The organism is Niallia sp. FSL W8-0177 (assembly GCF_038006285.1).
GTDB classification, from domain to species: domain Bacteria; phylum Bacillota; class Bacilli; order Bacillales; family Cytobacillaceae; genus Niallia; species Niallia circulans_A.
On sequence record NZ_JBBOUX010000001.1, the window covers coordinates 4,971,903 to 4,985,626 of the forward strand.

12 protein-coding genes are annotated in these 13,724 nt (G+C 36.3%); 6 read left to right on the forward strand and 6 right to left on the reverse strand.

Annotated features, from left to right (window positions below):
• Positions 1-43: 43 nt before the first annotated feature.
• The 5 genes from NST77_RS24270 to NST77_RS24290 all read right to left on the reverse strand — a co-directional run bounded on the left by NST77_RS24270 (position 44) and on the right by NST77_RS24290 (position 5,352).
• Positions 44-1,693, reverse strand: a complete 1,650-nt coding sequence (locus NST77_RS24270) for a glutamine--tRNA ligase/YqeY domain fusion protein (protein WP_341123692.1) — start codon at positions 1,691-1,693, stop codon at positions 44-46.
• A gap of 823 nt (positions 1,694-2,516) precedes the next feature.
• The gene (locus NST77_RS24275; protein ID WP_303985099.1) at positions 2,517-2,843 is read right to left on the reverse strand and encodes an AzlD domain-containing protein; all 327 of its coding nucleotides are present in this window, start codon (positions 2,841-2,843) and stop codon (positions 2,517-2,519) included.
• The gene (locus NST77_RS24280; protein ID WP_095330636.1) at positions 2,840-3,565 is read right to left on the reverse strand and encodes an AzlC family ABC transporter permease; all 726 of its coding nucleotides are present in this window, start codon (positions 3,563-3,565) and stop codon (positions 2,840-2,842) included. Before NST77_RS24280 ends, NST77_RS24275 begins: the two co-directional genes overlap by 4 nt.
• A gap of 268 nt (positions 3,566-3,833) precedes the next feature.
• Positions 3,834-4,043 carry a hypothetical protein gene (locus NST77_RS24285; protein ID WP_095330638.1) on the reverse strand — a complete coding sequence of 70 codons (210 nt, stop codon included), beginning with the start codon at positions 4,041-4,043 and terminating at the stop codon, positions 3,834-3,836.
• Between the two features lie 91 nt (positions 4,044-4,134).
• Complete coding sequence (locus tag NST77_RS24290) at positions 4,135-5,352, reverse strand: MFS transporter (RefSeq protein ID WP_341123693.1); 1,218 nt, start codon at positions 5,350-5,352, stop codon at positions 4,135-4,137.
• A 460-nt stretch (positions 5,353-5,812) separates the two neighbouring features.
• On the opposite strand from NST77_RS24290, the gene NST77_RS24295 reads away from it, so the two are divergent.
• The 4 genes from NST77_RS24295 (at position 5,813) to NST77_RS24310 (ending at position 9,737) form a co-directional block, all read left to right on the forward strand.
• A complete protein-coding gene (locus NST77_RS24295) occupies positions 5,813-7,159 on the forward strand; it encodes an aspartate kinase (protein WP_341123694.1) in 1,347 nt (448 codons plus the stop codon).
• Positions 7,160-7,388: 229 nt separating this feature from the next.
• Positions 7,389-8,198, forward strand: a complete 810-nt coding sequence (locus NST77_RS24300) for a transporter substrate-binding domain-containing protein (RefSeq protein WP_341123695.1) — start codon at positions 7,389-7,391, stop codon at positions 8,196-8,198.
• A 163-nt stretch (positions 8,199-8,361) separates the two neighbouring features.
• Complete coding sequence (locus NST77_RS24305; protein WP_095330646.1) at positions 8,362-9,018, forward strand: amino acid ABC transporter permease; 657 nt, start codon at positions 8,362-8,364, stop codon at positions 9,016-9,018.
• Complete coding sequence (locus tag NST77_RS24310) at positions 9,015-9,737, forward strand: amino acid ABC transporter ATP-binding protein (protein WP_341123696.1); 723 nt, start codon at positions 9,015-9,017, stop codon at positions 9,735-9,737. The genes NST77_RS24305 and NST77_RS24310 overlap by 4 nt, the downstream gene beginning before the upstream one ends.
• A gap of 97 nt (positions 9,738-9,834) precedes the next feature.
• On the opposite strand, the gene NST77_RS24315 is transcribed toward NST77_RS24310, so the two are convergent.
• Positions 9,835-10,596: a class I SAM-dependent methyltransferase gene (locus NST77_RS24315; protein WP_095330649.1), complete on the reverse strand. Its 762-nt coding sequence runs from the start codon at positions 10,594-10,596 to the stop codon at positions 9,835-9,837.
• A 605-nt stretch (positions 10,597-11,201) separates the two neighbouring features.
• On the opposite strand from NST77_RS24315, the gene NST77_RS24320 reads away from it, so the two are divergent.
• Entirely contained in the window at positions 11,202-12,407 is a 1,206-nt protein-coding gene (locus NST77_RS24320; RefSeq protein WP_341123697.1) for an amidohydrolase, read from the forward strand.
• A gap of 46 nt (positions 12,408-12,453) precedes the next feature.
• Positions 12,454-13,668, forward strand: a complete 1,215-nt coding sequence (locus NST77_RS24325; RefSeq protein WP_341123698.1) for a M20 family metallopeptidase — start codon at positions 12,454-12,456, stop codon at positions 13,666-13,668.
• Positions 13,669-13,724 lie beyond the last annotated feature (56 nt).

Sequence of the window (13,724 nt, forward strand, 5' to 3'; positions counted from 1 at the left end):
ATAGTCGACTTTTTCGATTATTCTCCTCCTTTTATTGTATTGCTTATAGTTTAAAGGAACTTTTCAAGGAAACGATACGGTTAAATACCGGCTTTTCTGGAGTGGAATATTTAGGATCCACATTGAAGTATCCGTGACGGAAAAATTGGAATTTATCTTGTGGTTTAACATCCTTCATATTTGGCTCAATAAATCCTTGAATTATTTCTAGAGAATTTGGATTAACATAGTCTAAGAACGTTTTTCCTTCTTCCATTTCCTCATCTTCATCTGTAATTAGTGGTTCAAATAAACGGAACTCCGCAGGGATAGCCTGAGATGCTTCGACCCAATGCAATGTTCCTTTTACTTTTCTACCAGTAAATCCACTTCCACTTTTTGTTTCTTTATCATACGTACAATGAAGCTCGATTACATTGCCTTCTTCATCTTTAATTACTTCTTCGCACTTAATAAAGTAAGCATGCTTCAAGCGCACTTCATTACCAGGGAACAAGCGGAAATATTTTTTGGGAGGATTCTCCATAAAGTCTTCTTGTTCAATATAAATTTCACGAGAGAATGGAATTTGTCTAGTTCCCATCTCGGGATTTTCCGGATTGTTTTCCGCTTCTAGCATTTCTACTTGACCTTCCGGATAGTTAGTAATAACTACTTTTAACGGATTTAGGACACCCATTGTACGAGGTGCTTTTAACTTTAAATCTTCCCGTACAAAGTGGTCAAGCATGGCAGAGTCAACGGCACCAGAGCCTTTTGAAATTCCTAATTCCATACAGAAATTACGGATTGCTTCAGGTGTAACGCCTTTTCTTCTTAAGCCAGAAATAGTAGGCATGCGTGGATCATCCCAACCATCTACATATTTCTCGTCCACAAGAAGCTTTAATTTACGTTTGCTCATTACGGTATTCGTAATATTTAAACGGCCAAATTCGATTTGTTGTGGCGTGCTTTCCATCTCACATTCGCGAACAACCCAATCATATAGAGGACGTTGATCTTCGAATTCTGTTGTACAAAGTGAGTGTGTTACGCCCTCAATTGCATCCTCTATTGGATGAGCGAATGCGTACATTGGATAAATACACCATTTATCGCCTGTATTGTGGTGAGTAGCATGGGCAATACGATAGATAACAGGATCCCTTAAGTTAATATTAGGGGAAGTCATATCAATTTTTGCACGAAGAACCTTCTCGCCATTACCGAATTCGCCATTGCGCATTGCTTCAAATAATTGAAGATTTTCTTCAACTGCGCGATTACGATAAGGACTTTCCTTTCCTGGCTCTGTTAACGTTCCGCGGTATTCGCGAATTTCATCGGCTGATAAATCATCAACATAAGCGAGTCCCTTTTTTATTAATAAGACTGCACGGTTGTACATTTCCTCGAAATAGTCAGATGCAAATAATAAATTTTCCCATTCATATCCGAGCCATTCTACATCTTCCTTAATAGAGTTTACATATTCAATGTCCTCTTTTAAAGGGTTTGTATCGTCAAAGCGTAGGTTGGTCTTACCTCCAAATTCATCTGCTAGTCCAAAGTTAATAAAAATAGACTTTGCATGACCAATGTGCAGATATCCATTTGGTTCTGGCGGAAAACGCGTGATAACCGTATCATGCTTCCCAGTTTCTAAATCTTCTTTCATGATGTTTTTTATAAAATTAGAGCCCATCTCCAAGATTATAGCCACCTTTCTAATATGTATGAATACTTTTAGAATAAAATATTTAGCTTAGCCATTCGTCTATATCGAAAATATCCAAACGATCTTAGTATGATTATATCAATAATATAACCAATATTTTATTATAAACTTCACAGAAAGGAAACGAAAGTACAATAAATTTGTTAATTTTTATGGATTTGGATGGTTTCTTTACAAGTTATGGAGTTTTTGTTAGTATTACCCATTTATTAAATGGTGATTGTTCATAAGACAGATGAAAACCGAAAAAGAAGGAGGTAGAGGGAAAAGTGGTGTTCATAAGGCGGATGAAAGCTGAAAAAGAAGGAGGTAGAGGGAAAAGTGGTGTTCATAAGACAGATGAAAACCGAAAAAGAAGGAGGTAGAGGGAAAAGTGGTGTTCATAAGACAGATGAAAACCGAAAAAGAAGGAGGTAGAGGGAAAAGTGGTGTTCATAAGACAGATGAAAACCGAAAAAGAAGGAGGTAGAGGAAAAAGTAGTGTTCATAAGACAGATGAAAACCGAAAAAGAAGGAGGTAGAGGAAAAAGTAGTGTTCATAAGACAGATGAAAACCGAAAAAGAAGGAGGTAGGGGAAAAAGTGGTGTTCATAAGACAGATGAAAACCGAAAAAGAAGGAGGTAGAGGGAAAAGTGGTGTTCATAAGGCGGATGAAAGCTGAAAAAGAAGGAGGTAGAGGGAAAAGTGGTGTTCATAAACAAGATGAAAACTGATAAGGAAAGAGCTAGAAGAAAAAGTGTTCATCAAAATAAAAAGCCTCTTTATATAAACAAAAAGAAGCTTTTTACAACATAGCTACAATACCAATCTCACGACAGCCATACACACAACTCCGAATAATACGGTAGTTAATAAACTTTTACTAAGAAAGGCAACAATAAGAGTAGGAATCGTCGCAAGAAGCGCTTCCCAATTAATGCTAATACTATTGCTTCCGCCAGTTTCTAAAAGACTTTCTACGATTAAACCGGTAAAAATGCATACAGGAAGATAAGAAAGCCACTTTTCGACAGATGGAGAAATAGTAAAATTACGTGCCACTAAAAAGGGGATTACTCTCGGAATAAACGTTACAAGTGTACAACCGATTAATAAAAGAAAAAAGGTCATATTGCTCATCATTTATCTGTCACCACCCCAATTGTAGCAACGACGATAGTCGATATAATAACACTTAAGCTGCTTGATAAAAAAGTCGAGAAAATAAGCATGCAGACAATCATCAATGTGATTAACAATAAATAGTGTTTCAGTTTAGTGGGTTCAATTGTTTGCAGCTGGAGAATAAGCAAAGCAATAAACATAGCTGGCAAGGCATAATCTAATCCGAATTGTTCAGGATCAGGAAACCAGCCTCCAATATATCCTCCTACAGTACAAGCTGCAATCCAAACAAGGTAGGCAGTAAGATTTAATCCGTTCATCCATCTATCATTGATTGGCTCTTTTCTAGCAATTTTGGTAATAGCTACTCCAAATGATTCATCTGTTACAAGACTGCCAATGCCAATATTTTTTTGTATAGAATATTGGGTAAATTTAGGTGCTAGGGCGGAGCTTAATAATAAGTGACGTAAATTTACAATGAATGTTGTAAGAATAATCGCACTGATAGGACTTGCAGCTGCAATCATCGCACAAATAATAAACTGGGAGGCACCAGCATAAACAAATGCAGCAAGCAGGAAAACATGCAGGATAGATAAGCCGGATGATACACCGACTACTCCCATTGCAAGACCGATGCTGATATAACCAAGCAAGGTTGGAATACAGTCTTTTACTCCATCCAAATAGGAGAGTGTGTGTTGTTGTTCTTGTTCTACTACTTTAATACTTTCCACAGTCAATCCCCTTTATCGCAAATTAGTAATTGCATATATTATATAAGGACGTAAAGGTTTAGGCAATGTCTTATTGTATAGGGGTAAGAGGGAAAGAATGCAGCTGAAAGATTAAGATTACATAAAGAATAAATAGTTAGCAAGAGTTTATGTAGAGGATATTAGCGTATCAAATAAAATAGCCATATGTACGCGAAAAAATGAAACAATCCCGGTAAGGGTAGACAATTTTAGAAAGGGGTGTAGAGAAGGATATCCAAGAAAAATATTAAATTAAAAAATAAAAACCATTCTCATCATATCTAGAAGAATGGTTTTGTTTATATTTCTTTTCATTTCGCGTTAATCGTTCTTTCTTTGTTTTTGTTATTTTCGTGATTGGTACAATGCTGCCCCAGGAACCTCTGCGCATCGTTGTATCAAATCCATTTTCACGCAGCACTTTGTCGCGTTTCTTTCTAGCCTTTGATTTAGCCATAGTTATCCTCCTTATGATGACAATTATTTTTCCATTTTATTATACATCATAAAGGAGGAAAATGGTTATTATTTACACAGCAGCTAAATCTTTAGGAAATCGAATGTTCAGCTAGCTTAGGATGGCGGTGCATCATAGTAAATAGGAAAATACCGCTTGCTAATAAGAGAATACTAGTGGAAAAGAATACCATAGAGAAACCAAAGTTACCTGCGATTAGTCCACCAAGGGCAGGACCGATTATATTTCCGAGAAAACGAAGACTTGTTTCATATCCCATTACTTCTCCTTGCATAGCAATAGGTACTTCTTGTCGAATATAAGCAATACGTACAGGAACCATGCCCCCAATTGCAACACCGAGAATAAAGCGGATAATCAGCAATTGCCAGTATTGATTAACAAATCCTCCTGGGAAATAGATAATTCCGGCAATAAACAGGAGAATAACAAGTACTTTGAGGTGACCAGAGCGATCCCCCATTTCTCCCCATTTCCGTGCCATTAGTAAATTCCCTAAACCTGCAGCTGAGAAAGCTAAGCCAGCGAAAAAGGCGATATTTTCCGGACCATGCAATTTACTGACATATAAAGACAGAATAGGCTGGATGCTGAAATGGGCAATTTGTATAAAGGCTGAGATAAGCAGAACGGTAATGAATACAGGGTTTTTAAGAATATAGGCCAATACCTCTTTGCTTGTATAGCTACTTTTTGTACCCTTTTGAGCAGGCAGAACAAATTCTTTAGTTGTAAATACTAGAATAGCAGATATAAAGATGGCAAGAGAAGTAAATCGGAAAGTCGCCGCATAGCCGAAACTATCCGCTAATACGCCTCCAAGTAAAGGACCAATCAAAGATCCAGTAATACTTCCTGTCTGTAAGGTTCCTAATACTTTACCAGCAACTTTTTTGGGAGTTTGAGTGGAGATAAACGCTTGTGACATTGGGATAAAGCCTGTGAAAAATCCTGTGAAAAAGCGAAGAATAAAGACTTCCCATACAGAATCGGCAAAACTCATTAGAAATATGGAAATGCCTAATCCGATTGCTAAAATGATAAGAATCGTTTTTCTTCCAAATTTATCGCCAATTTTCCCCCATATCGGTGAAAACAAGAAAGCTGCTACAAAGGTCACAGAGAAACAAAGCCCCGACCAATGCTGCACAAATTCAGGTGAATATTGACCAAATGATTCAATATAAAGCGATAAAAATGGGAGAACCATAGTCATGCAGGCACTAATAAAGAAGTTAGCGAACCACATGATTCCTAAGTTTCGTTTTGAATATTTTTGGTTTTCCATTTTGTAAAACACTTCTTTCTAAATATAGTAGAAATTTTATTAAGGTTCCTCCATCTGAAATGGATGGAGTACAAAAGGAGGGATGAGGAGATTGTTAGTAATTGCACAATAAATTTCGTTTAACTAAATATTAGTTTAACGTAAAATTTACATAAATGAAAGTATTTTGGATTATTATTTCCAATAAACAACGTTAAGTGACGCTCAAATTTTTGGATGAAAGTCTTTGTTATAGGTATTTATAGTGATTAACTCAAAATGAAAATCACATTAATTACCAGTTTTATTTTAAGATTTAAGGAGTAGAAGCCAAGTGGAAAAATACATTTGTTTCCTATATAAAAACAAATGTATTTTTAGAGAGGAAATGACTTGATTATTTATCATGAAATAGTGATAATAGCCATAGTGAACAATTTAGAAAATTGTTACTATTTAACAATCAGTGGGAGTTGGCGAAATGAAGGTTGTCAAATTTGGGGGTAGTTCTCTAGCTACAGGGAAGCAATTGGAAAAAGTGTTACAAATAGTAAAGGCGGATAAGGAGAGAAGGATTGTCGTCGTGTCTGCTCCTGGAAAAAGATATGATTCAGATACGAAGGTAACGGATTTATTAATTCAATGTGCGCAAGCTGTAGTAAATGGAAGTGGTTATTCTTCTTATTTAGAGGAAGTGTTAGATAGATATGCTAGTATTGCTAAAGAATTGGACTTATCGAGTGATATTATAACGAATATTAAAAGCGACTTACTGGATTTAATAAATACATCTTCTAATAAAGATGCTTTTATGGAAGCAATGAAGGCTAGCGGAGAGGATAATAATGCTAAATTAGTTGCACATTTCTTTAAAGCTAGAGGATTAGATGCCATTTATATTAGTCCAAAGGAAGCGGGCTTGATTGTTAGTGATGATCCCGGAAATGCTCAAGTACTTTCTGAATCTTATGATCGGTTATATTCCTTAAGAGAAGAGAAGCGAATAATTGTATTTCCAGGTTTTTTTGGTTACAGTGAAGCGGGAGATGTAGTGACATTTTCAAGAAGTGGATCAGATATTACGGGAGCGATTCTCGCCAATGGCGTGAAAGCGGAGTTGTATGAAAACTTTACAGATGTGGATGCTGTTTACTCTGTAAATCCTTCCATTGTAACGCAGCCGAAAGAAATTAAGGAACTTACTTATCGGGAAATGCGTGAATTATCATATGCCGGTTTCTCTGTATTTCATGCGGAAGCTTTAATTCCGGCGTATCGTGCAGGTATTCCTGTTCAAGTGAGAAATACAAATAATCCATCCGCACAAGGAACAAGAATAGTCGCTTCTAGAAATAATACGAATGGTCCTGTAATTGGCATTGCTAATGATAAGGGATTTTGTTCTATTTATATTAGTAAATATTTAATGAATCGTGAAGTAGGGTTTGCCAGAAAAGTTCTATCGATATTAGAGGATTATCATATTTCGTATGAACATATGCCGTCTGGAATTGATGATTTAACAATTGTTTTACGCCAAAATCAATTGACAGGGAAAAGCGAACAAGAGATATTGGCTAGAATATCAGAGGAACTACAAGTGGAAGAAATAAAAGTGGAACATGATTTAGCGCTTATCATGCTTGTAGGAGAAGGGATGCGCCGTAATATTGGTACAAACGCTCGTGCATCCAAAGCGCTTGCGAAAGCGGAAGTGAATATTGAAATGATTAACCAAGGCTCTTCTGAAGTAAGCATGATGTTTGGAGTAAAAGAAACAGTTGTCAAAAAGGCTGTAAAAGCTTTGTATGAAGAGTTTTTTGTATAGGAGAGAAAAAAGAAGTTCCTTTTTAAAACTAGAAAGAGGAACTTCTTTTTAATTTTTTAAACTTTATGAAAATTTAAAATGTTTTCTTGTATATAAATAAACAAAAAGTTATAATGAATGCATTATACAAGATAGTGATAAAGCAAACGGAAAAATTTTTATTTTAAATTAATTGAAAATTCTATATTATTTAAATATATAGTTATTAATCAAAAGAGGGGGATTTATAATGAGGAAAAACGGCATTTTATTTGCTTTATTTATATCGATTGTTCTTGTTTTAGCAGCATGTGGGACAGGTTCAGAAAAAGCAAATAGTGATGGAGATGGCAAAAAGAAATTAAGAGTCGTTACAGATGCGGCTTATGCACCATTTGAGTATATGGATAAAGACAAGATTATTGGCTTCGATGTCGATGTTTTCACAGCAGCAGCAGAGGAAGCTGGCTATGACTTTGAAATTGTAAACGTTGGATGGGACCCACTCTTTGCAGAATTAGAAAATGGCACAGCTGATGTTGGTTTATCAGCCATTACAATAAACGATGACCGACTCAAATCCTATGATTTCTCTGTTCCATATTTTGAAAGTACGAATAAAATTTTGGCACCAGAAGGTACAGATATTAAGAAAGCTGCTGATCTAACGGATAAGACTGTTGCTGTTCAATCAGGAACAACAGGTGCAGATGCAGTCGATGCGCTCCTAGGAAATGGCAATGAAAAAGTAAAAAAGTTTGAAAATAATAATTTAGCTATTTTGGAAATGAAGAATCAGGGTGCAGCTGCTGTTGTGGCAGATAATGCAGTATTAGAAGCATATGCGAAAAATAATCCGCAAGATAACTTTATCGTGATTGAGGATAAAGAAGGATTTGAATCAGAATATTATGGATTCATGTTCCCGAAAGATAGTGAGATGGAAGCTGATTTAAGCAAAGGTCTTAATGCTATTTTTGATAATGGTAAATATGCAGAGATATATAAAGAATGGTTTGGGCAAGATCCAGATATTGAAAATTTAAAAGCACAACAATAGAAGAGTCGCAAATGAGGAAGGTACTCAGGATGGGCATTATCCGCTTTGACAAGGAGGGAGCACAATACTTCTTCTAGATTGTATCTTAGTGAGGGAATGTTCCTTCTGAGTGCCTATGCTGATGAATGTCAGTCATTTTGTGGTCTTTGGAGGAGAAGAGGTAATGGATTTTAATTTTACGATTATTTTAGAGTATGCTGACTTATTTAAAAAGGGGATATTAGTGACCATTCAATTATCCTTGTATGCAATAGTATTTGGTACGGTTTTAGGTTTATTAATCGGCCTTGGAAAAATAGCAAAGAATCAATTGGTTGCTTTTCCTTTCCGTTGCTATATTGCTATTTTCCGCGGCACCCCTCTTTTTGTACAAATCCTAATCATTCATTTTGGATTTATCCCATTATTTTTAAATACAACCAATGCCATGATAGCAGCAATTGTTGCATTATCGCTTAACGCAGCTGCTTATATTGCAGAGATTTTTAGAGCTGGAATTGAATCCATTGACCGTGGTCAGATGGAAGCAGGCAGATCCTTAGGGATGACGCATATACAGGCAATGCGATACATAGTACTTCCTCAGTCCTTTAAACGAATGATTCCCCCGTTAGGCAATGAATTTATTGTATTAATTAAAGATTCTTCTTTAGCAGCTGTTATTGCTGCTCCAGAGTTAATGTACTATGCAAGGCTGATGATGGGACAGTATAACCGAGTTTGGGAGCCATATTTAACAGTAGCTGTTATTTATCTTGTCTTAACCTTAACATTAAGCTTCTTCTTAACTCGTTTGGAAAGAAGGTTGAAAACAGAATGATTGTTGTTGAAAAATTAAAAAAGTCCTTCGGAGATAATGAAGTATTAAAGGATATAAGTATGACTATTAATCAGAAGGAGGTCGTCGTAATTATTGGTCCTTCTGGATCGGGAAAATCAACTTTTTTGCGCTGCATCAATTTACTAGAAAGTATATCGGATGGAACGATTCATATTAAAGGGAAGAATATTACGGATAAGTCCACAAATATTAATGAAGTACGTAAGGATGTAGGGATGGTGTTTCAACAGTTTAATTTATTCCCGCATAAGTCAGTTCTTCAAAATATTATGCTTTCACCTATGAAAGTAAAGAAGGTCTCAAAAGAAAATGCTCGGATAAAGGCATTAGAATTATTGAAAAAAGTGGGCTTAGAGGATAAAGCAAATGTATATCCTGATTCACTCTCTGGTGGACAAAAACAGCGTGTCGCCATCGCGAGAGCACTCGCAATGGAACCAAGTATTATGTTATTTGATGAGCCGACGTCTGCGTTAGATCCAGAGATGGTAGGAGAGGTATTGGAAGTGATGAAGGAACTTGCCAAGGAAGGAATGACGATGATTGTAGTAACGCATGAAATGGGATTTGCAAGAGAAGTTGGAGATCGTGTGATTTTCATGGACGGTGGATATGTAGTCGAAGAAAATACACCAGTAGAGTTATTTACACATCCGCAAGAGGAACGTACCATCTCTTTCTTAAGTAAGATCTTATAAAGTGGCAAGAAGACAAGTGAAACTTCTATTGAAGGAGATTCACTTGTCTTTTGGTATAGGTGTGCTATCACATGTTTTTATAAGGTTAATCTTACCGTTATTGTTTTCTTACAGCTTCAAAAGTAATGATTTGACTTGCGTTTGATGGTTGCTTCTCGTAAACATAATCAGCAGAGCACGTAATATCAGAGAAACCGATATTTTCCAAAATAAGCTTAAATTCTTCGATTCCATACCAACGCAAAGCAAAACGTTGTAACTCGGTTTGAATCAACTTTCCTTTACGCCATTTCTCATATTTCAAGTAGGAAATAGTAAATTGATTGAGCCAATCCAATTCAATCGATTTGTTTTCCAGCGTAATCCCATCCCCGTTAGGTAGGGAAAAAGTTGAAGTAGAAATCTCTCCTGTTTTCCAATCATGAGGTAATAGAAGATCAACAATCAAGCGTCCTCCTGGAACAAGATGTTTATAAAAGCACTTCAATGCGTTTAGAGAGTCTTCTCGTTTTTCTATTAAACAAAAGGAACCTGTAGGAATAATAATTGCCTTATAATTAAATGGCAATGAAAATCCCTGTAATTTATCTTCATATAAATTAGGGCTTAATCCTCTTTCTTCACAACGTTTCCGACAAGAGTTCAACATTTCAGGAGAATAATCAATTCCATCAATTATATATCCCGCCTCAAGAAGTGGAATAATAAAACGTCCTGAGCCAACTGCAGCTTCTAGAATACGCCCCTGACAATTTTTTAACCGTTCTTGGTAATATTCAATATCCCCATTTAAAGAGTACCCCACAGGCTTTGTTAAATCGTAGAGCTCGGTACAAAGTTCGCTATAATAACTAAACATATAGTATTTTCCTCCATTTTTGTATACGGAAGATTTTTAATAAAAGAAACTTCTAATATTAACCCCTCCGTACCCTGTATTTAATTGATAGTTGGAAAGAACGGACTGTCATAGTAAATCACTCGCTTTCAATAAGAGATAATAAAAATATAACACAATATTTTGATAATTTTTTTATTTATGCTGAATAAAGGTATATATACATTCTTAAATCATCTCTAAATGAGGTGTCGCCCCAGTATCATCGAACTTGGATAAAATTTATTTGTTATAGAGAAAAGTAATATTTTTATCGTTTTGGGGAACAAGTATTTTTTACTTGATGGGCATGTGGTAGAACACCATTAGGAGAAAGGAATTAATTTAGTAGGAGAAAAATAAATAATGTAAACGATAACAACCCTAATGAATAGGGATGATAGGAAAAATAAAAGGTTGTTGATTTAATCTGAATATTTCGATGATTAAAAAAACTTATTATACATTGCTTGAAATTACCGTTAATATAAAAGAAATCAAAATTAAGGGATATAGTTAAGCTGCATTTTTTCTAACTTCTCAAGAAGTATTCCTTATTCATAAGCAAATTTATTAGGAGGGGTAGTATGTTAAAAAAATGGCATAGTGAATTAGCCGAGATGTTTGATCAAATGGTTGAGTGGAGAAGACATTTTCATCAGTACCCAGAACTATCTTTCCAAGAGGTGGAAACACCAAGAATGATTGCTGAAATTTTAGAAGGATTCGGTATTGAAGTAAGGAGAAATGTTGGTGGAAGAGGAGTAGTTGGGAAAATATATGGAGCCAAACCTGGCAAAACGATTGCGCTGCGAGCAGACTTTGATGCATTGCCAATTCAAGATGGAAAGGATGTACCGTATAAATCGAAGGTGTCAGGAGTTATGCATGCATGTGGACATGATGGACATACAGCTACTCTTTTAGCAGTGGCGAAAGTACTTCAAGATAATAGGGATAGTATTGCCGGGAATATTGTACTGCTTCATCAGCATGCTGAAGAATTATCCCCTGGTGGAGCAAAAGCAATGATTGAAGACGATTGTTTAAAAGATGTAGATGTCGTTTATGGGGCGCATCTTTCCTCATTAAATGAACTCGGAAAATATTATTATAAACCCGGATACTCGCAAGCAGCAGCAGATGCATTTGAAATTACCATTAAAGGAAAGGGTGGACATGGTTCCGCTCCTCATGAAACAGTAGATGCGATTGCGGTCGGTACTGCGCTAGTCAGCCAGCTACAATATATTGCGAGCAGACGTGTAGATCCATTAAATCCCGTTGTACTATCTGTAGGATCCTTTCATGGAGGAAAGGCGCAAAATGTCATTGCTGATACTGCTGTGATGACAGGAACCGTCCGAACACTAGATAAAGATCTGCGTTTATTTATGGAAGAAGAGATCAAATTAATGGTAAATGAGATTTGTGAGAGCATGCAGGCTACTGCTGAAATTAATTATATAAAGGGATACCCAGCTGTATATAATCATGAGGAAGAAGTAGAAGTTTTTGAAAAGGTTATAGAAAATTCATTAGATAAGAATATGTTAGTTCGTTCCGTACCAATCATGGGAGCAGAGGATTTTTCTTATTATTTGCTTGAAAAGCCGGGCATGTTTTTTCATACAGGAGCAAAAGTCTCAGAGGGAAAAGCTTATCCTCATCATCATCCAATGTTCGATTTTGACGAAAGAGCAATGATTTATGCTGGAAAAGCATTTTTGAGTATTGTCGATAATTATGTATCGATCCAAGTAAAAGAAAACCTTGCTGAACCAGTTCTATAAGAAAAATCTTTTCGAAAATTAATGTAATGGGATGGGAGCGATTGAGATGTTAGAGAAATGGTATGAAGAAATTGAAGCTATGTATGAGCAAATGGTAGAGTGGAGACGATATTTACACGAAAATCCAGAGCTATCTTTTCAAGAAATTAATACAAGTAAGATGATTGGTGATCTGTTGGAAAGTTTCGGAATTGAAGTAAGACGAAATGTTGGTGGAAATGGGATTGTAGGTAAGATTTACGGTGCTAAGCCTGGAAAAACGATTGCCTTACGAGCAGACTTTGATGCCTTACCGATTCAGGATGAAAAGAATGTAGCTTTTAAATCGAAAGTTCCAGGTGTGATGCATGCATGTGGACATGATGGGCATACAGCTACATTGCTGGCAGTAGCAAAGGTTCTTCAGAATAATGCGGAAGAACTGGCTGGGAATGTAGTGCTATTACACCAGCATGCGGAGGAATCACCGCCAGGGGGAGCCATTGCCATGATTGAAGATGGCTGTTTAGATGGTGTAGATGTTGTCTATGGTGCTCATTTAGCCTCTGGCAGTGAACTAGGAAGTGTCCTTTATAGCATTGGACCAGTATCCGCTGCAAGTGACGCATTTGAATTAAAAATTCAAGGGAAAGGTGGACATGGAGCATCTCCCCATCAAACAATTGATGCTGTTGCAGTTGGCGTCCAAATTGCCAATCAACTAAAACATATTGTTAGCAGAAGAGTAAACCCACAAAAGCCCGCAGTTATTTCCATTGGATCATTTCATGCAGGAAATGCGGGAAATGTCATTTCAGATACAGCTGATTTAACTGGAACCGTTCGTACATTCGATGAAGATGTACGATCATTGATCATAGAAGAAATGGAGCAGCTAATTAAAGGGGTATGTAAAGCTTTCCATGCAACATATGAATTTAATTATACCAAAGGCTATCCCTCTACTGTAAATACAGCGGATGAAACAAATATAATCGAAAAATGTTTGATAAATACCTTGCCAGAAAGCAAGCCTGTCATAATAGAAAAACCAGGAATGGGTGGAGAAGATTTCTCTTATTATCTACAAAATCGACCTGGATGTTTCTTTTCAGTAGGGGCTAGAAACGAAGATATAGAGGCAATTTATCCTCATCATCATCCAAAGTTTACTTTTGATGAAAGGGCCATGCTCCATACAGCTAAGATATTTTTAAGTCTAGTAGATTACTACACGAATACAGAAAGGAAAGAGGCTTTGGTGAACAGCTCTACAATATAAAGTCTAGTATTCTAACAAGCGATAAGCGCCTATCAGCTAGCAAACTTCCAATCATC